This is a genomic window from Allobosea sp. P1_A7, assembly GCF_056406775.1.
Genome location: NZ_JBFTZN010000093.1, coordinates 1 through 19002, shown reverse-complemented (window position 1 = coordinate 19002; position 19002 = coordinate 1). Strand labels below are relative to the sequence as shown.

The 19002-nt window shown below is 64.0% G+C and carries 15 protein-coding genes, 1 tRNA gene and 1 pseudogene; 1 reads left to right on the top strand and 16 read right to left on the bottom strand.

Annotated elements, in window-relative coordinates; translation table 11 throughout:
• Nucleotides 1-213 precede the first annotated feature (213 nt).
• The 15 genes and pseudogenes from AC1D34_RS17835 to AC1D34_RS17765 all read right to left on the bottom strand — a co-directional run bounded on the left by AC1D34_RS17835 (nucleotide 214) and on the right by AC1D34_RS17765 (nucleotide 16833).
• Nucleotides 214-594, bottom strand: a complete 381-nt coding sequence (locus AC1D34_RS17835; protein ID WP_441491600.1) for a hypothetical protein — start codon at nucleotides 592-594, stop codon at nucleotides 214-216.
• The gene (locus AC1D34_RS17830; RefSeq protein ID WP_476824895.1) at nucleotides 581-1051 is read right to left on the bottom strand and encodes a hypothetical protein; all 471 of its coding nucleotides are present in this window, start codon (nucleotides 1049-1051) and stop codon (nucleotides 581-583) included. Before AC1D34_RS17830 ends, AC1D34_RS17835 begins: the two co-directional genes overlap by 14 nt.
• Nucleotides 1052-1066: 15 nt before the next feature.
• A tRNA-Sec gene (locus AC1D34_RS17825) sits at nucleotides 1067-1162 on the bottom strand.
• A gap of 111 nt (nucleotides 1163-1273) precedes the next feature.
• Nucleotides 1274-3088: pseudogene (selB, locus tag AC1D34_RS17820) on the bottom strand (selenocysteine-specific translation elongation factor); the annotation flags it as partial.
• Complete coding sequence (locus tag AC1D34_RS17815; protein WP_476824894.1) at nucleotides 3085-3834, bottom strand: tetratricopeptide repeat protein; 750 nt, start codon at nucleotides 3832-3834, stop codon at nucleotides 3085-3087. The gene AC1D34_RS17815 and the pseudogene selB, both read right to left, overlap by 4 nt.
• Complete coding sequence (gene selA, locus AC1D34_RS17810) at nucleotides 3821-5227, bottom strand: L-seryl-tRNA(Sec) selenium transferase (protein WP_476824893.1); 1407 nt, start codon at nucleotides 5225-5227, stop codon at nucleotides 3821-3823. The genes AC1D34_RS17815 and selA overlap by 14 nt, the downstream gene beginning before the upstream one ends.
• A gap of 25 nt (nucleotides 5228-5252) precedes the next feature.
• Complete coding sequence (fdhE, locus tag AC1D34_RS17805; RefSeq protein ID WP_441491596.1) at nucleotides 5253-6173, bottom strand: formate dehydrogenase accessory protein FdhE; 921 nt, start codon at nucleotides 6171-6173, stop codon at nucleotides 5253-5255.
• Nucleotides 6174-6241: 68 nt separating this feature from the next.
• Nucleotides 6242-6937, bottom strand: a complete 696-nt coding sequence (locus AC1D34_RS17800; protein ID WP_441491595.1) for a formate dehydrogenase subunit gamma — start codon at nucleotides 6935-6937, stop codon at nucleotides 6242-6244.
• Nucleotides 6921-7841 (bottom strand): formate dehydrogenase subunit beta, encoded by a 921-nt coding sequence (fdxH, locus tag AC1D34_RS17795; protein WP_441491594.1) that lies wholly within the window; start codon nucleotides 7839-7841, stop codon nucleotides 6921-6923. The genes AC1D34_RS17800 and fdxH overlap by 17 nt, the downstream gene beginning before the upstream one ends.
• A gap of 10 nt (nucleotides 7842-7851) precedes the next feature.
• Nucleotides 7852-10935, bottom strand: a complete 3084-nt coding sequence (fdnG, locus tag AC1D34_RS17790; RefSeq protein WP_476824892.1) for a formate dehydrogenase-N subunit alpha — start codon at nucleotides 10933-10935, stop codon at nucleotides 7852-7854.
• A gap of 611 nt (nucleotides 10936-11546) precedes the next feature.
• Complete coding sequence (locus AC1D34_RS17785) at nucleotides 11547-12263, bottom strand: hypothetical protein (RefSeq protein WP_476824891.1); 717 nt, start codon at nucleotides 12261-12263, stop codon at nucleotides 11547-11549.
• A 156-nt stretch (nucleotides 12264-12419) separates the two neighbouring features.
• Nucleotides 12420-13265: a hypothetical protein gene (locus AC1D34_RS17780; RefSeq protein WP_476824890.1), complete on the bottom strand. Its 846-nt coding sequence runs from the start codon at nucleotides 13263-13265 to the stop codon at nucleotides 12420-12422.
• Nucleotides 13266-13405: 140 nt separating this feature from the next.
• Nucleotides 13406-15817 (bottom strand): endopeptidase La, encoded by a 2412-nt coding sequence (lon, locus tag AC1D34_RS17775; RefSeq protein ID WP_476824889.1) that lies wholly within the window; start codon nucleotides 15815-15817, stop codon nucleotides 13406-13408.
• Nucleotides 15818-15857: 40 nt separating this feature from the next.
• On the bottom strand, nucleotides 15858-16262 hold the full coding sequence (locus tag AC1D34_RS17770) for an Hsp20/alpha crystallin family protein (protein ID WP_476824888.1): 405 nt from the start codon (nucleotides 16260-16262) through the stop codon (nucleotides 15858-15860).
• A gap of 277 nt (nucleotides 16263-16539) precedes the next feature.
• Nucleotides 16540-16833, bottom strand: coding sequence for a hypothetical protein (locus AC1D34_RS17765; protein WP_476824887.1), 294 nt, complete (start codon nucleotides 16831-16833; stop codon nucleotides 16540-16542).
• Between the two features lie 566 nt (nucleotides 16834-17399).
• Between AC1D34_RS17765 and AC1D34_RS17760 the strand changes: the two genes are divergently transcribed.
• On the top strand, nucleotides 17400-18746 hold the full coding sequence (locus tag AC1D34_RS17760; protein ID WP_476824886.1) for an amidase: 1347 nt from the start codon (nucleotides 17400-17402) through the stop codon (nucleotides 18744-18746).
• 48 nt (nucleotides 18747-18794) lie between these two features.
• Here the strand turns inward: AC1D34_RS17760 and AC1D34_RS17755 are convergent.
• Nucleotides 18795-19002 (bottom strand): beta-barrel domain-containing protein (locus tag AC1D34_RS17755; protein WP_476824885.1); only part of this gene is annotated, 208 nt, incomplete at its 5' end.

Here is a 19002-nt window from a genome sequence, read left to right as displayed (position 1 = left end):
CAATCGCCTCAAGCACTTCCGCCGCTTCGCCACACGCTACGACCGCAGAACCATCCACTTCACAGGCTTCGTCCACCTCGCCGCAGCAATGATATGGCTACGCTGAATGTCGATCCGCTCTAGATCATCGGACCGGATCTCGCATCCGCTCCGATGATCTGACCTTCCGCGTTTGCATCGGCCTTCCCGCAAACCGCAATTCGGGCCGTTTCCCTAGGTTTCATCGACCCGCATCCGGCGCCCCCAGACGTCGAAAAGCTCGCCGTGGTTCAGGACCAGCCGGTCGCGCTCCAATCCGTCTTCCAGCGAGCGCAAACGCGTGCGGGCGAGCGCGTCGTCGAGTGGGCCGCCCTTCTCTGCGCGGGTCGGAAAAAACGCGACGGCATCCCAGCTCACGCCGGCGCTGCGAAACATCAGGATGATGTCGCCCCAGTCGATCTCGTCGCCGATGACATGGACATAGGTGGAGCGCAGAGGCTCGACCTTCGGCTCGGCAATGCGGACCAGCACGATCAGCGCCGTGAACGGACCCTTTCGGAACGCTTTGGCGAGCCAGGCGTCGAAATCGGTACCCAGCCCTTTAGAAGTCGACACGCGGGGTCTCCGGCATATAGCGCTCGAACAGAGCGTAGAACTCCGTGCCGGTCTCCTCCCGGTACCAGTCCTCGAAGGCGAGCAGGGCGGCCTGCGAACCCCGACCGGGCGGCCCCTCGCTTGCGCTCATCTCGTCCTGTATCGCCTCGAAGACCGGCATCAGCCTGTCGAGGATGAGCGCCTGCCGCGGACCGATCTCGTCCCAGCCGAGCGCACTGGCGACGATGAACCTGGCGCGCGCAGTCGCCTTGTCGGGATCCTCTGCCTCGGCGATGGCTTTGGTCGAGCTGCGCATCAGGTTGAGCCTGCGGAAGGCGTTGGCGCGTTCCCGGGCGAGCACCTCGATCCGCGTGGCCGCCTCGCGACGATACGCGTCCTCGGCCCGCCGGGCAGCTTCAGCCGCTTCCTCGAAGACCGCGATCAGGTTGAGGTCCGGCGCGTCTGTGTCTTCGGTCATGGCGCCTCAGTGAGCTGGCGGAAGAGAATGGGAGTCGAACCCACCAGAGACCGTCTGACGGCCCCTCCCGGATTTGAAGTCCGGACGCCCCACCGGGGACGCTTCTCCTCCATTCGACGCATCAACCGTCAGCGGACCGAACAGGTCGAGCCGCTGACGGTTGATGCGCCTGAGATCGCCGCGGCGGATGGTGACGCCATGGCGATCGAAGAATTCAAGGATCTGGATCGCGACCTTGCGGCCGTTATCGAGCCTGTCGCGAAACTGCGCGGCGTTGAACCCGGCCGGGTCGCGTGCCGCGAGGTCTGCCGCGACGCCGACCATTTCGGAGACCGTATCGCGCAGGAAGAAGTGGTCAAGTGCGAGCTCGTGGACGTCGCCGCGACGCCCGGCAAGGCGGAACAGGCGGCGGATATCCTCCTCGCGGCAACCGAGGATCTGGGCGACGTCGCGTACGCGGGGCGGGCGGAAGCGCTCGCCGCTGCCGATCAACGGCGCGACGCGTGCCCAGAGCGCCTCATCCTGCGGTGTCAGCCTGACTTCGTGCTCGGGCCGCCTGATCCAGGAACCGATGACGACGAGTTCACCGGCATGCGCCAGCCGGGTCAGCGCCGTGCGGAAGACGGCGGCAGGCAAGCGCGGCGTCACGGCCAATCGCAGCMTTTCCAGCCCCATTCCCGGCTGGTCGGGGTGGTCGGCGTGATAGGCTTTCAATATCTCGATCACCGAGCCGGAGAGGTTCTTCCAGCTCTGCGGGAGCATGACCGAAGCACCGATTGGCACAAGGCCGAGCCTGACCGCCAGTGCCTCGGACTGCCCGGGCCCCAGAGCGCGGTCACGCGCGAAGGCCTCCAGCTCGGCATGATAGGGTGGCTCGTCGAGCAGCCTTGCCAGCGCCTCCGCATCGTCGGTCTCGGCTAGGGCGAACAGCTGGGCCTGCCTCTCCGGGCTTCGGCGCCGACGCTCCGGCGCGCGCAAGTCGAGGAAGCGGCCACCGCCGATCGTCCGTGAGGCGCTGGTGTCGCGCAGCACGAAGCGATCAAGCGTGGCGGCCGCGATCGGGCTGTCGAGCACGAGCTGTACCAGCGCCGTCGCGCCGGGCGCGATCTCGCCGCCAAGCAGGACGATGCGGGCGCCCACCTCGGTCGCCGCATGGTGCAGCCGCACCGGTTGCCACATCGCCAGCGGCTTCTTCTCGGATGCGACGATTGTGAGTTCGGCGTCGATCCGCGTGGCCGGAGCATGCAGATGCGAAGCGACAATCATATCGCCACGATGGATCGCGTCCTTTGATATCTCCGACCCCGCGAGATTGAGAGCACAGCGATCGCCGGCCGTACCTCGCTCAGTGGGGAGGTTCTGGGCGTGGATCGAGCGCACGCGTGCCGGGATGCCTGAAGGGGAGACAATGATGCTGTCGCCGACTGCGACCGCTCCGGAGAGGACCGTACCGGTGACGACCGTGCCGGCGCCGGCGAGTGTGAAACAGCGATCCACGGCCAGGCGGAAGGCGCCATCACCACGGCGCATATGCGAGGATTGGGCTCGTTGGCTCAGCATCGCGGCAAGCTCGGCGATACCCGACCCGGTCACGCTCGAGACCGGCAGGATCGGTGCGTCAGGGAATGGCGTATCAGCAAGCAGTATGCCGATCTCGCTGTGCAACGCGGCGAGGCGCGCCGCTTCGACGAGGTCGGATTTGGTGATCGCGACGACGGCTTGGCCAATGCCGAGCAAGCGGGCGATGTCGACATGCTCGCGCGTCTGCGGCATCACCCCGTCATCGGCCGCCACGACGAGCAGCAGCAAATCGATGCCGGAGGCGCCGGCCAGCATCGTGTGCACGAATTTCTCGTGACCAGGCACATCTATGAACCCGACGATCCGGCCATCCCGCTGCGGCCAAAAGGCAAAGCCGAGCGTGATGGTGATGCCACGCTCCTTCTCCTCCTTGAGACGATCGGTATCGACGCCGGTCAGGCGTTTCACCAGCGAAGTCTTGCCATGATCGATATGGCCCGCCGTGCCGATGATCATGGCGCGGCCTCTTCGGGCGCGACGGCCGCGCGCGCTGCCTTGATGAAGGGGGCGGCGAGCAGGCTGCCGCAGCGCTCGGCGTCCAGCAGAAGGCCGAGAGCGCGGGCAGCATCTTTCGTGACGCCTTGGCCGAGCAGTGTCGCGGCGCCGAGCATGGCCTTCGCGTCGGCGTCGCCGGCTTCGGCGCCGCGCTGCCACCACTGCGCCGCCAGCACCGGATTCCGCTCTACGCCGAGCGCCTCGTGATGCATCATCCCGAGCCGGGTCATGCTGGCAGCGATCCCGGCCCCGGCCGCGGCTTCCGCCCAGCGCAGGGCGTCGGGCAGGTCGGCCGCGCTGCCGCTCTCAAGGAGCATCCAGGAGAGCATGTCCTGCGCCGGCGCATCACCCTGTTCGGCCGCGAGCCGGTAGAGCCGGGACGCCTCGGCGTCGCTTTGCGCGACGCCGTCGCCCTTGAAATGCAGGGCAGCGAGATTGCGCTGGCCGACCGGATCGCCGCTTTCGGCCGAGAGCGAGAGCCAGCGCAGCGCGAGCGCCGGATCGGGCTCGACGCCCAGTCCCTCGGCGAAGCAGGCGCCGATATTGTTCTGGGCGCGCGCCAGGCCGGCATGAGCGAGCGGACCCCAGATGGCCAGAGCCGCACCGTAATCTCCACGCTCGACCGCCGCCGAGGCGGCAGCCATCGCCGTAGTGGTGTCGGCCGGCGGCGACCGGTCGCGACGGAGGAGGCGGTCAAGCAAGGGCATCGCYGGCCTCGGGATTCAACAAGGGCAATTGGCCGATGAAGGCGTCCTCGTCCTCAAGGCAGCGCAGGTCGAAGACCAGCGCGCCTTGAGCGATGCGCCCGATCACGGGCAGTGGCAGGGCGCGAAAGGCGGCGGCGAGTTTGTCCAGCGCCGCGCCGGAGGCCTTGCCGGATGGCTTCATCGTGATGCCGGCGCTCGGCAGCGTTTCGAGCGGCAGCGCGCCTGAGCCGATCTGGCTGGAGCAATCGGCGATTTCGACGATCCAGCCGGAGCCAAGAACGTCGGCGACGTGCGGCTGCACGCGCTCGGCCAGGATGCGCAGTGCGGCTACTGGGCGCGTGAACAAGCGCAGCGTCGGCAGCCTGTCGGCCAACCGGTCGGGGTTGCGGTAGAGCTTCAACGTGGCTTCAAGCGCAGCAAGGCGCAGCTTGTCGAGGCGCAGGGCGCGCTTGAGCGGGTTCTTCGCGAGCTGGGCCACCAGTTCCTTGCGGCCAGCGATGAAGCCGGCCTGCGGTCCGCCGAGCAGCTTGTCGCCCGAGAAGGTGACGAGGTCCGCGCCGCCCTTCAGTGCATCCTGCACCGTCTTCTCATGGCGCAGCCCCCAGCGCGCGAGGTCGATCAGCGTGCCGGAGCCGAGATCATCGACGAAGGGGAGGTCATGCTGATGCGCCAGCGCCGCGAGCTCTGCGGGCTCAACGGCAGCGGTGAAACCCTGCACCATGTAATTCGATGTATGGACCTTCATGATCAGCCCCGTCGCGAAGCCGATTGCCTCGGCATAATCGCGCAGATGCGTCCGGTTGGTCGTGCCGACCTCGCGCAGGGTCGCGCCAGCACGCGCCATGATGTCGGGCATGCGGAAGGCACCGCCGATCTCGATCAGCTCGCCGCGCGAGACGATGGCCTCGCGGTCCCGGGCGAAGGTGTTGAGCACGAGCAGCACGGCGGAGGCGTTGTTGTTGACGAGCAGCGCGTCCTCGGCCCCCGTCAGTTCGCGGACGAGGTCGCGGACATGCGCGTCGCGCTCGCCGCGCTTGCCGGCCTCGATGTCGTATTCGAGGTTGGTCGGGGAGCGCATCGCCGTGATGACGGCGTCGATCGCCTCCTCCGCCAGCAGGGCGCGGCCGAGATTGGTGTGCAGCACCGTGCCGGTGAGGTTGATGACCGGTCGTTGCGACGGCCGCTCCTGATCCTCCAGGCAAGCCAGCGCGCGCTCGGCGATCGCCTTGACGGGAGCAGGGTGCGGCGGTTCAGTTTGCCGCATCCGCTCCAGAACCTGACGGACAGCCTGTGTGGTCGCCGGTCGGCCGTGGCGTGCAAGGGCGAGCTCGCAATGCGGACTGCGTAGCACCTCATCCACCGATGGCGGGCGGAAGCGTTCGGGTCGGTTCATCAGGCTCCCTCCGGGAGACGCATGATCAGTAGCCGAGCAGGAAAGGGTTTACGCCGGCACGGCGCCATCCTGCTTCCGAGACCAGAAGGTCGAGGCCGAGGCTCGCGACATCGTCGGCCACTGGCTCCAACTCCGCATCCTTCCGTTGGTTCAGGATCTTCAGGTAGGTCCGGCACTCGTCGCAGGTCTCTGCCTTGATCGTGTCAGCGATCCCTTCGATGGCCTGATAGGCGATGCCCTTGGTCGAGCCGCAGGAGACGCATTTCACCCGGACATGGTTCCACTGCGTTGCGCAAAGCGAGCACTGGACATAGCGAACACCTTCGATGTTCGCCGTGGCCATGACCGCGCTGGCGACAGGCGGGCCGCCGCAGCACGGGCAGACGCCGTCGGCGACGGGCTGGGGCAGGGTGGCGTCGAGCAGCGCAGCGCGCAGAGCTCCAACGACTTGCAGGGCCGCAGCCGCGAAGATGTGTTCGGCGGCAGTCTCTGCAGGCACGGCGTCGTCGAGCACGGCTGCGAACATGGTACCGCGGGCGGCGCTGTCCGCTTCCTTCGCCCGGTTCAACGCGGCGCGAGCAAGCTCCGGCATGATGACGTCTTCGAGCAGAACGAGAAGCCCTGCGAAACAAGTGGACGTCGCCTCGTCCAAGGCCAACTCCGTACGCGGCAGCAGAGGCATCGCGTTGGCCGCTCGGCTCCGTTGTTCGGCGAGGGAGGGCATCGAGGGCGGAGCGATCACGCCCGCCAACTGCTCCTGGGCGGTTGAGAGCGCCGCAAGGAAGGTCAGATAGGGCTGGAGCTGGTGCCCCGGTGCCAGGGCTGCGAAGCGCATGGCGCGCAGCCCGAACATCAAGCGTGGGTCTGGAAGCCGGACGAAGGGGGGCTTGTCGCGTTCGGCGATGCCGACATCTTCAAAGGTCGCAAAATCCTGGCTGTCACTCATCAAGCATCAACCTCACGAACCGCACGGGCCACGTCGAGGCGGAGCAGCCGAAGCTGCCCCGCGAAATTCTATTCCGCCGGACCTATGCCATGACGGCGCGGGGGCACCTGCCGCTCGTCGATGACGCCCTTGCGGGCCTCGCGCCGGAGCCAGAGCCGATGATGCCGGAAGGCCCAGCCACCCGTCACCTTGCCCTCCGTCATCGCGTTGATCGTGCCGCGCACATAGAAGCCGGCATAGATATGGACGATGACGACCAGCAGCATCGCGATTGCCGCGAGTGCATGCACGATATGGGCGAAGCGCTGCTGTTCGATGGTGAAGCTGGTTCCGAAATACTCGTACCAGATCATCAGACCTGTCCCGAACAGGACGAGGATCATCAGCGTCATCAGCCAGAAGACGAGCTTTTGCGCTCCGTTATACTTGCCGATTTCGGGGAGATTCTCCTCGCGCCCGGCCATCACATCGCCGATATGGCGCATCCATTCTGTATCGACACGGGTCCAGAAATTGTAGCGGACCATCTGGACGAACAGGATGGCAAAGCTCAGCAGCAGTACCACGCCGATCCAGGGATGCAGCATCCGTGTATTCGAGCCTCCACCGAAGAAGCTCGACAGGAAGAACAGCGACGGGTGAAACAGGGCGGCCCCGCTGAGCGCAAGCAGGATCAGGGAGATCGCCGTCACCCAGTGATTGACGCGCACGCGGCCGGGGTAGCGGTCGACGGTCGTGCGCTCCTCCTCACGCCTCACGGCCACGGGCTGCCTCCTCGTCGATCAGATGCTCGGCCTCGCGATCTTCCGCACGGCTGACATCGTTGCGTCTTGCGACGGTCGCATGGACGAAGGCGAACATGGCGGCGAAACCCACGACAGCCATGCCGGTATATTTGGTCAGTCCCTTCCAGAGCTCAACGACCTGGCTGATCCTGGGGTTCTGCGGAAGGTTGGCGTAGAGCTGCGGCCTGTCGGCATGGTGCAGCACGTACATCACATGCGTGCCGCCGACGCCCGGCGGATCGTAGATGCCGGCATTCTTGAAGCCGCGGGACTTCAGGTCGGTAATCCGGCCCTCCGCATAGTTCAGCATCGCGGCCTTGGTGCCGAAGACGATCGCGCCGGTGGGGCAGGCCTTGGCGCAGGCCGGCGCCTGGCCAACCGAAACCCGGTCGGAACAGAGCGTGCACTTATAGGCCTTGTGATCGGTCTGGCTGATGCGCGGGATGTTGAAGGGGCAACCCTTCACGCAATAGCCGCAGCCAATGCAGTTCTCGGAGACGAAGTCGACGATACCGTTATTGTACTGGACGATGGCGCCGGGGGCGGGGCAGGCCTTGAGGCAGCCCGGATCGGCGCAATGCATGCAACCATCCTTGCGGATCAGCCATTCCAGATTGCCGCTCTCCGCATTCTCCCATTCGGTGAAACGCATCAGCGTCCAGGTATTCGGCGTCAGATCGTGCGGGTTGTCATAGACGCCGATGTTGAAGCCGACTTCCTCGCGCAGGTTGTTCCATTCAAGGCATGCCGCCTGGCATGCCTTGCAGCCGATGCATTTCGAGACGTCGATAAGCTTCGCGACCTCGAAATCATGCCGAACATCCGGCGGCCTGAAGGTCGTGGCCGAGATGCGGGCGAAGTCCTGACTCTGCAATCCTGCCATCGCCGCCTCCTCAGCTCGTGACCGGCCCGTTGCTCGGCTCGACATTCACCAGGAACGCCTTGAACTCGGGCGTCTCGATGTTGGCGTCGCCGACGAACGGAGTGAGGCTGTTGGGGCCGAAACCCTTCCTTGCCGCACCGGTGAAGCCCCAATGGAGCGGGATGCCGACGATATGGACCGTCTTGCCGTCGCAAATCATCGGCTTGATGCGCTTGGTCACAACGGCCTTCGCATGCACGGAACCACGGTTGGACGAGACCTTCACCCAGCTGCCGGGCTGGATGTTCTTCTCCGCGGCCAGTTGTTCGCTGATCTCGACGMAGAACTCCGGCTGCAGCACCGCATTGACCCAGACATGCTTGGTCCAGAAGTGGAAGTGCTCGGTCAGGCGGTAGGATGTCGCCGCATAAGGGAACTTGTCCGAAGTTCCGAGCGCCGCCAGATCGTCCTTGAAGATGCGAGCGGCCGGGTTGCCGCGGATCTTGGGCGCCATGACATTGGTGACCGGGCTCTCAAACGGCTCGTAATGGGCCGGGAAGGGGCCGTCCTTCATCATGCCCCGCGAGAACAGCCGCGCGGTGCCCTCGGGGTTCATGATGAAGGGGCCGACATCCTGCGGCTTGGCCGCCGGCGCGATGTCCGGCACGTCGAACCCGGTCCAACTGCTGCCATTCCACTCGATCAGCCTGCGCCTGGGATCCCACGGCTTTCCGTCGATATCGGCGGAGGCGCGATTGTAGAGGATGCGCCTGTTGGCCGGCCAGGCGAACGCCCAGTTGGCATAGRCGCCGGTATTGCCGGGGTCACTCGTATCCCGGCGGGCCATCATGTTGCCCCGCTCGGTCCAGGAGCCAGAGTAGATCCAGCAGCCGCACGCCGTCGATCCGTCATCGCGCAGCTGCCCGAACGTATCGACCAACTTGCCCTTCTCCAGCACGATCTTGCTCGGATCGACCGGGTCGGTGACGGTCGAGACGACGTAGCCGTTCATCTCCTTCGCCAGCTCGTCCGGCATCGGATCGTCAGGTATCCGATAGGGCCAGTGCAGGTTGAGGATCGGATCAGGGAAGGCGCCGCCTTCCTTCTGGTAGAGCGCCCGCAAGCGGAGATGGAGCTGCCCCATGATCCAGGTGTCGCTCTTGGCCTCGCCGGGAGGTTCGGCTCCCGGCCAGTGCCATTGCTGCCAGCGGCCGGAGTTGACGAGCGAGCCCTCATCTTCTGCGAAGCAGGTCGTCGGCAGCTCGAACACCTCGGTCTGGATGGCCTCAGGCTTGACGTCGTTGAAGACGCCCTCGTCCTTCCAGAAACGCGATGTCTCCGTCTGCAACGGGTCCATCACGACGAGGAATTTCAGCTTGGAGAGCGAAGCCGTGACCTTGCCCCGATTGGGGAAGGACAGCAGCGGATTGAAGCCCTGGCAGAAATAACCGTTCACCTTCCCCTGGTTCATCAGTTCGAAGGTGCGCAGCACGTCGTAGCCCGGCACGTCGAGCTTCGGCAGCCATTGATAGGCGAAATCGTTCTCCGGCGTCGCCGCATTGCCCCACATCGACTTCAGGAAGCTCACCATGAACTTCTTGTAGTTCTGCCAGTAACTCATCTGGTTGGGGCGCAGCGGCTTGAAGCCGCGCGTGCTCATATAGGTCGTGAAATCGACCTCCTTGTCCGTCGGCAGGGTCAGATAGCCGGGGATCAGGTTCGACATCRGGCCGATATCGGTCAGGCCCTGGATGTTGGAGTGGCCGCGCAACGCATTCATGCCGCCGCCACGCATGCCGATATTGCCGAGCAGCAGCTGCAGCATCGCCATCGAGCGGATGTTCTGCGAGCCCTTGGAGTGCTGGGTCCAGCCGAGCGCATACATCGACGTCATGACCTTGTCGCGCGCCGACGTCTCCGAGATCATCTTGCAGATCGTCAGGAACTTGTCCTTCGGCGTTCCGCAGATGCGTTCAACCATCTCCGGCGTGTAGGCCGCGATGTGGGTCTTCAGGAGCTGGTAGACGCTTCGCGGATGCTGCAGCGTCTCGTCGATCTGCACGTAACCGTCCGGACCGAGCTCGTATTCCCAGCTTGAGCGGTCGTAATCGCGCTTGGCTTCGTCGTAACCGGTGAACAGACCCTCCTGATAACCAAAGCCTTCCTTCACGAGGTACGGCGCGTTGGTGAAGGCGCGCACATAGTCGTGCTGGATCGTGTCGTTAACGATGCAGTACTTCATCACCCCCAGGAGGAAGGCGATATCCGTGCCCTGCCGGATCGGCGCATAGAAATCAGCGACGGACGCCGAGCGCGTGAAACGTGGATCGACGACGATCAGCTTCGCGCCCCGCTGGGCTTTCGCTTCAGTGACCCATTTGAAGCCGCAAGGATGCGCCTCGGCGGCATTGCCGCCCATGATGACGACGAGATCGGTGTTCTTGATGTCCGTCCAGGAGTTCGTCATCGCACCGCGACCGAATGTTGGGGCCAGACTGGCCACCGTCGGTCCGTGTCAAACGCGCGCCTGATTGTCGAACGCCAGCATCCCGGTGCTTCGCACCACCTTGTAGGTCATAAAGGCGGTTTCGTTGGTCGTCGCCGAGGCCGCCAGGAACCCGGTGGACAGCCAGCGATTGACCGTCACACCATCCTGATTGGTGGCGATGAAATTCTTGTCGCGGTCGTCCTTCATCAKCCGCGCTATGCKGTCGAGCGCCTCCGCCCAGCTGATGCGCTTGAAGTCACGTTGGCCGGGGCCGCGATATTGTGGGAATTTCGTGCGCGTCTCGGCATGGACGAAATCGAGCAGGGCCGAGCCCTTGGGGCAGAGGGTACCGCGGTTCGTCGGATGATCCGGATCGCCCTCGATATGGATGATCGCCGAATGGGCGTTTTTCGATCTATCGCCCAGGCCGTACATGATGACGCCGCAGGCGACAGAGCAATAGGGGCAGGTATTTCGCGTCTCGGTGGTTTGCGCCAGCTTGAAGGGGCGCACGGCCTGAGCCAGCGCCTGCTCCGACTCCCCGAACCCCAGCGCTGCTATGGCTGTTCCAGCCAGTCCCGTTCCTGCGCCTCTCAAAAACTGGCGGCGCGATAGCTCTTGAAGCATCCGGACCTCCCAGAAGGCGACATATTCGCCCTTGTTCTCTTTGGAATAGTGAAACTCTGGACCGGCGGCGTCAAGATGACTTTCCGGAAACTGGCGGCCGCGTGCGTATGCCGCTGCGGCACTATTTCGTCCTCTTGTAGATTATATCCATCGCATATTTGGAGTATCGACCGATATTTTGCGCCGATCCTGATCGAATGATATCAACAATATGCAGATATATTAACAAATCGATTGATGACGCTACGTATGACAGCGAGTAACGACTGATAATGTCTACAGCCTGGAGCGCCAAGAACGAAGCCCTGCCTAAATATTGGTCGCATTGCTCGATTATCGTCCGATTTCTACAAATGTTCGGATAGCCTCGCGGTCGCGTTGTCGGGCGACTGCGTCAATCTGCCGGCCCGGGAACCGCGCCTGCATTTGCGACACGGATCGTCGGCTGTCCTACGTAAGGGACCGGGTTTGCCGCAAAACGAATCATGTCGAGGAGAAATCTGCCGTGTGGAAGCATGGCGTTGGGGCCTGGATATCGCAGCGGTGCTCCAACCAGCTTGCAAGAGCGTTGCCATCGCCCTGAGATGTCGCGCCGTGCCTGCGGGTTCGGGCTACCCGCAAGGCGCTTTGCCGTCGGATTGGAGATAGGATTTCAATTCAGCCGGGGTGGAGCTGAACAGGCCAGTGAAATCCTTCTGAGTGACGAATCCGGCTCGCGACAAGAGGCGGATCTGTTCGGCGAGCGGCTCCGGCACGAAGGCAGACGGTTGATAGCCCGAGGTAACGTCATTGCCGCGGCYTCTGTCGGCACTATCGACAGCGACGATCATTCGACCCATCTCGCTTTCGCGGACATTCTTTACCATGGAAATGTGTTCCCGCCGCGCGCGAACGAATTCGCTTAGCCGTGCGACCAAGCGGTTGCGGTATTGGTCGTCGCAAAATCGGTTCTTGTAGATGCGCATCGTGCACGCCAGGAATTCCGCTCCTTTCTCTGGTCCCAGGAATGTCTGCCCGCGTTTTTCCGCGTAGGCTGCGGCATCTCTGCTCGTGGGCTTCATGCAGCGTTCGTGCAGTTCGCTGTCGATCGCACTGAAGCCATCGGCAGTTTGCTGCATCTCAAGCGTCATCATCCAGGACTGGCCGACGATGAACGGCACCGGTCCTTGCTTGTTGTAGGACCGCGCAACCGCAACGGGATCGGAACCGAAGCCCGCAACAACGGCCGGAGCAGTCGGGGGTAGGGGGCTGGAGCTGCGCCCCAGCAAGAAATAGGCGCCAGAAAAGCTCACGAGAATGGCGACCACGCCGATTGCAATGTCGGCCAAGCCTATGCCAGGACCGCCGCTCCCGCCTAGGGGACCGCGAGAGCTTGCCTCAGCGCCACCGCTTTTGACATCCGTGGTCGGAGGCTTCCTCTTACCGAACGACATGGTCTCGATCCCGCTACACTCGTGTTGTCTTATCGGGCAGATGCCGGCGTCCTATCGTGGGCAGACGCTGGTTGCGCCGTACCCGTCCGGATCAATGCGAGTATCCGCCTTCACGCTTCGTTGGCCGATCTCGATCCGGCGTGCGTTCGTGGTCGACCAGACGCGCAAATTCTCTCTGGAGATGCCGAAATAGCGCTGCCATCTGTCCAGCGCCGCGCAGACCAGTCGCTGCCGGGGTCTATCCGTTTGGAAACGGGAATAGTCTCCCGGGCTTGCCACGTCCCCGGCCCCAAAGGCACCGACGCGAAACCCTGCGAGCAGTCCATCCCTGGCTCCGGCGAGATCAAACGCAAACGGTCCTTCGACGCCAATCTTCGCCCGCTGGCTCGGGAGTGCCCCGCTGATCTGCAATAGAGCTGGCCTGTCGGCTATGAGGACGACGGCAGACGCGCCAATGTTGGACAGGTCCAGGGCAATGGCCTGCGGGTCCGATTTGCCGGGGAGCTTGGCCTGCGCCTCAGAGGTCACTGCGGTCGTTTCGGCCGCAGTGACGGCGTGGAAGACGACATGCACCATGTCCGTATTCCTGGCCTCGGCAGATTGCGCGGTCATGCCCTCGAGGCGCTGGAAGAGCCGTTTCAGCGCCTCGGCATCGTCACCGGAGACGACGCCGCTCGCGCGTTGCGCCGATTCGATTTTTGTCAGCAGGGGATCGAATGACGGGGTCGCGCGCCAGAGATGAAAATTCACGGATACGAAGATGCTCGCTGCGGTCACAATCGGCAGCACCAGGACAAGAATGAGCAAGGCATTGGCGACGCGCCCAGCCCGCGTCGCAACCGCGCTGCCGGCCTCCTGCACAGCGGGGTCTTGTTGCTGCTTCCTTCCGAATGACATCGTCCGTTGCCTCAGCCGTCCAATCGGGCGGGAGGATACTGCCTGCCGCGATCCTTACGCTGGGTTAAGCGACCCAGGGTAGAACAGGAAATGGCGCCACGAAATTGAGGGGAGGGCCGTGGCGTGGCCTGATGACGTCCTCACTCAGCCGCAGCAGCCTGATCTGCCGGCTTGTCCTCGAGCGCGGCCGTCATCGCGTCATCGACCTTTTCCAGCCAGATGAATTCGAGCCTCTTGCGGGCATCCTCCGGGATGTCCTCGAAATCGCGGCGGTTGCGGGCTGGCAGCATGACGCGGGTGAGCCCGGCTGCTGCAGCCGCGACGACCTTCTCCTTGATGCCGCCAACCGGCAGAACCAGCCCGCGCAAGCTGATCTCTCCCGTCATGGCGGTGTCGCTTCGCACAGTACGGCGGGTCAGGAGCGAAACCAGCGCGGTGAACATGGCAACCCCGGCGCTTGGCCCATCCTTGGGCGTAGCGCCGGCGGGGACGTGAATATGGATATCGCTCTCGGCGAACATGGCGGGGTCGATGCCCAGTGATGAAGCACGGTTCTTGACCACACTGAGGGCGGCCTGGGCGCTTTCGCGCATCACGTCGCCAAGCTGGCCGGTCAGGATCAGGTTGCCCCTTCCGGGAATGCGGGTCGCCTCGATGAAGAGGATGTCGCCACCAACCGGCGTCCAGGCCAGCCCGGTGGCAACGCCGGGTACGCTTGTGCGCATGGCGACCTCGTTCTCGAAACGGGGCGGACCGAGGATCATCGCCAGATCATCGGCCCCGATGCGAACCTGCGTGGCGCTGCCTTCGGCGATCTGTACCGCCGCGTGGCGCAGTGCGCGGCCGATCTCGCGTTCGCGGCCGCGCACTCCGGCCTCGCGGGTGTAGTCATGGATAATCCGCCGCAGCGATACGTCGTCGATCTCGACCTGCCCAGGCGCGAGACCGTTGGCCTCGAACTGTCGGCGCAGAAGATAACGCCGCGCGATCTGAAGCTTTTCGCTTTCGGTGTATCCGGAGAGGCTGATGATCTCCATGCGATCGAGCAGCGGCCCGGGGATCGTGTCGAGCATGTTGGCGGTGGTGAGGAACACGACGCGGGAGAGATCGAACGGGACGCCGAGATAGTTATCACGGAAGGTCGCGTTCTGCTCCGGGTCCAGCACTTCCAGCATGGCGGCGGAGGGATCGCCCTGGATGCCCCGGCCCATCTTGTCGATCTCGTCGAGCATCATCACGCAATTGCGCGCCTTGGCCTTGCGGATCGCCTGGATGATGTTGCCGGGCAGGGCGCCGATATAGGTTCGGCGATGGCCCCGGATTTCGGCCTCGTCATGGACGCCGCCCAGGCTCACACGCGAAAAGGGGCGCCCCATGGCTCGCGCGATCGACTGACCGAGCGAGGTCTTGCCGACACCGGGCGGGCCGACGAAACACAGGATCGGCGCCTTGCCTCCCGGAGCGAGCTTCCGCACTGCGAGGTATTCGATGATGCGGCGCTTGATCTTGTCGAGCCCGAAATGATCCTCGTCGAGAATCTGGCGGGCGGCAGCCAGATCGATCGGTTTCTCATCGGGGAGGGCCCAGGGCAGCTCGATCAGCCAGTCGAGATAGGTGCGAACCATGCCCGCCTCGGCCGCGGCCTCCGGCAAGCGCTCGTAGCGGCGCAATTCCTTGCGCGCGACCTCTTCCGCTTCCGGCGTCATCCCGGCCCTCGCGATCGCTTCGGTGAGCTCGGCGACCTCCGGCCCTCTGCCGTCCGTCTCACCCAGTTGGCGCTGGATCGCTGCCATCTGCTCGCGCAGGATCGCTTCGCGTTGGCGCGCATCGAGCGATTCCTTGGTCTGGCGGCCGATTTCCTGGGTCAGCCGCAAAACTTCGATCCGCCGGGCCAGGAAATGCGAGATCCTGTCCATGCGCTTGGTGATGTCGATGGTCTCGAGGAGCTCCTGCTTCTCGTCGACCGTGATATCCAGATAGGCGGCGACGAGATCGGCCAGGGCCGTGGGCGAAACGGCCGATTGAAYGGCCGCAAGCAGTTCCTGCGGCACCTGCGGGAGGAGTTGCAGCGCCTCGAGCGCCTGTTGACGCAGATGGAGTGTATGAGCCTCGATCTCCGGTGTGAGGAGATCGGGCTGCTCGATCCGCAACACACGCGCCGCGAAGAAGGGGTTCTCGACCACAAACTCGACCAGGCTGAAGCGTTGCTCCCCTTGCAGGACAAGGTGATGGCTGCCGTCCGGCGTGTTGATATAACGGAGGATATTGGCGACCGTTCCCACCCGGTGCAGGTCCGCAGGCGCCGGATTCTCGATCTCGGAGTCGCGCTGCATCAGAATGCCGACCGGTCGCTCTTCGCGAAGCGCCTGCTGGGCCGCAAGGACCGAACGCTCTCGTCCGATCGTGATCGGGAATACCGTTCCGGGGAAGAGAACCATGTCGCGGACCGGAACGATGATCAGGGCATCGGAAGGCACGGTCGAAGGCGCCGTGGGATGAGCGACCGATGCCGCCGGCTGTTCGGTTTCCTGCTCTCGATCCTCGCTCGGCATGAATCCCTCCCAGGCACCTGTTCGCGAACGGCTCTCGACCTCAAATCGATTTCTGCAGGCTGAGCACCAGGCAGCCATTCGCGTCGCTGCGCGTCACGGCCGCGTAGCGTCCTGGGGGCAGACGGACGCGGCGCTCGAAATGGCCCTGGGGAATCTCAAGCCGATGGATAGTCGCGGTGCGGAGCTCCGAGGGCAGGGTGCGGCGCCCCACCACGACGAGTTCGCCGTCTTCGATGGCGATTTCGACCTGGTCGGTGCACACTCCCGGCAAGGCGACCAGGATCAGGACCTCCGTCTCGAGCTCGAGTAAGTCGACCGGTGGGACCCAGGACACCTGTTGGGCCGCCTGGCGTGGCTGGAAGAACTGTCGGTGCAGATGCTCGGCCCGCGTCAGCATCGCGATCGCTTCCGACCACATCCAGCTCTGATGATCGTCACGCCTCATGTCCGCAGCTCCACTTAAGGTGCTTTCAGCATTCTAGAGCCTAGCCACGCATCATGGCCAGATTGGGCATGAGCTTGCGTCCTGAGCAACAGATAGGGCGTGGCAGAACAGGGCGCCACAGCGTGGCGGAATATAGCGCGCAGGCTGAACCTTGCGACCTCAGGAGCGATCGTCGCTGTAGGAATCCTTCGGCCACTCGTATGAAGTCGAAAGAGCGCTCGCCCAAGCCCACCCGGCACAGCCGAGCGCGCTTCGCTAAGATAAAAAGCAAACCAAACTAGGCCTTTACGGGAATATTCTTACCACTGACTTTCAAGTTGTGAGCGGCTGCATCTCGCGCAGTCATGGTATCGCGGTCCTGCCTTCGAGCCACTACAACGCGCAGCCCGCGCGCAATGAGTTCGCCCGCCTGTCGAAGTTCCAGGCGTTTCTCGAGGCGCTGCAAACCTGGAAATACCATCCGAGGCGCGGCCTTCGCTGAAGCAGCCCACAATGATGGTTCAGGGAGACCGATCGGGTTTTCGGATTCCCGAGCATCCATGCGCATGAGGCGGATGGTTTCCGGATCCACCACTCGTTCCTGCACCACACTGGTGCTGTCAGGACCGGCCGGGCCACGAGAACATCTCTCGGCAGCGCATCGGGGTTGCAGCGGCCAATCGTCCGTCCATGCCAGCAGCAGGGCAGCTTACGCCGCAATGCGACGGCTCAAGCGCTTGTCGCCGTCGGTATGAGCTCCGTCAGTCTCGGATCCGAAGGAGGGCTCGATCGGTGCTCCGAAGGGCGCCGCCTTGATTCGCATAAGACATATTATGGAACCAAACTATATGATCCTCGATCCCCTGATCCGGGCGCGGCCTTGCTTGCCGAATGGCCAGCCGATCAGGAAATCAGTCGATCGATAAATCAAATAGGTCATTCACGACAGCCTCTTATGGCAACGTGCCAAAGTAGATTAGCGACCTCTCCGCTTGCCGATATTCCAACCGTTCGGGACACTGGCTCATTGTCTTGGAGCAGGCTTGATTGATGCGGGACCGCGCGCCTCGAAATGCATGGCAGAGCCATGGTCGCCAGGAATGGATTTCGACCGTCAGCCCGGATACAGCCTGACATGATGGCTGCTTCGGGGAATCGATGACCATGCGCACGTTGCAGGATTGTGCTGAAGCTCTGGCCGGTGGAACGATCACCGCCCGTGCGCTGGTGGAGGAATGCCTCGAACGGATTTCAGATCCGGCGGGCGAAGGTCGACGCGCCTTCATCTCGGTCTCGGCAGTCAGCGCCCGGGCGTCGGCTGATGCCCATGACGGCTTGCGGCGGGTCGGCCGTGCGGCCGGCCCATTCGCCGGCATTCCCTTCGCCGTGAAGGACCTCTTCGACGTTGCCGGCGAACGGAGCATGGCTGGCTCACGTGCACTGGCCGATTGCGCGCCGGCGAAGGCTCATGCGCCGACGATCGCACGCATGATTTCGGCCGGGTTCATCCCGATCGGCCGGACCAACATGACCGAATTCGCCTATTCGGGAATCGGTGCCAATCCACATTATGGAACGCCGCTCAGTCCCTGGGATCGCGCCTCACGCCGCATTCCGGGTGGCAGCTCGTCGGGCTCCGGCGTGGCGGTTGCCGATGGCATGGCACCGGTTGCACTCGGCAGTGACACGGGCGGCTCATGCCGGATTCCGGCCGCGCTCTGCGGCATTGTCGGCTACAAGCCGACAGCGCGACGGGTGCCGCTCGATGGCGTCGTCCCGTTGTCGAGCAGCCTTGRTTCATTGGGGCCGCTCGGCGCCAGCGTGGCCTGTTGCGCCATTGTTGACGGCGTCCTGGCGGCCGACTCTCTTGCGCCGCCGCTGCCACGCCCTATTGCGGGTCTGCGCCTTGCCATCCCGACCCAGATCGTCAGGGATGGCATGGATGCAACCGTGTCCGCCGCTTTCGACCGCGCAGTCAGCCGCCTGAGCGCGCTTGGCGCGCTGATCAGCGATGTTGATTTCGCGCCGCTCGGGGCAATTGGCAAGGCCAACAGCAAGTTCGGCTTCGCGGCGCCCGAGGCTTTCGCCTGGCACCGCGCGCTGCTCGAAACGAAGGGCGAGCTTTACGACCCCCGCGTCAGCAGCCGGATCGCGACCGGCGCACAGGCGCTGGCCGCCGATTATCTCGATCTCGTCCTGGCCCGGCGCGAGATCATCGCGGCAATGGATGCGCTTACCGCAGGCTACGACGCGCTGCTGATGCCGACCTGCCCGATCATGGCGCCGCGCCTGGACGATCTGACGGAGGATCCCGAGTATTTCCGGCTGAACGGGCTGCTGTTGCGCAACCCGAGCCTCGGCAACTTCCTTGATCGCTGCGCGATCAGCCTGCCCTGCCATAAGCTTGGCGAGGCTCCGGTCGGATTGATGCTGACCGGCGAGACCGGCGGCGATCGCACCCTGTTTGCCATTGCCGCCGGGATCGAGGCGGCCTTGCGGCAATGAGTGCTCCAAGAGGGGCGGGCACAGCCCCTCCCCCCGTAGGGCTCTGTTTCAGCGTTCCTTGAAGATCCTGTTGGCGTGGTCTGCGAAGGGTTTCGTCAGGAACGAGAGCGCGGTGCGTTCCTCGGTGGTGATGAAGACCTCGACCGGCATTCCGGGCTGGAGCTTGCGGTCGCCGAGGGCGGCGACGAGATCGCCGTCGATCTGGATCTCGCCGGTGTAGAAATTGGCGCCTCTCGCCGGTGTAGAAATTGGCGCC

Excerpts from the sequence above, each read along its gene's own strand:
- AC1D34_RS17830 (WP_476824895.1), bottom strand. The coding sequence starts at position 1,051 with ATGACCGAAGACACAGACGCGCCGGACCTCAACCTGATCGCGGTCTTC.
- AC1D34_RS17815 (WP_476824894.1), bottom strand. The coding sequence starts at position 3,834 with ATGCCCTTGCTTGACCGCCTCCTCCGTCGCGACCGGTCGCCGCCGGCC.
- fdhE (WP_441491596.1), bottom strand. The coding sequence starts at position 6,173 with ATGAGTGACAGCCAGGATTTTGCGACCTTTGAAGATGTCGGCATCGCC.
- fdxH (WP_441491594.1), bottom strand. The coding sequence starts at position 7,841 with ATGGCAGGATTGCAGAGTCAGGACTTCGCCCGCATCTCGGCCACGACC.
- AC1D34_RS17780 (WP_476824890.1), bottom strand. The coding sequence starts at position 13,265 with ATGTCATTCGGAAGGAAGCAGCAACAAGACCCCGCTGTGCAGGAGGCC.
- AC1D34_RS17770 (WP_476824888.1), bottom strand. The coding sequence starts at position 16,262 with ATGAGGCGTGACGATCATCAGAGCTGGATGTGGTCGGAAGCGATCGCG.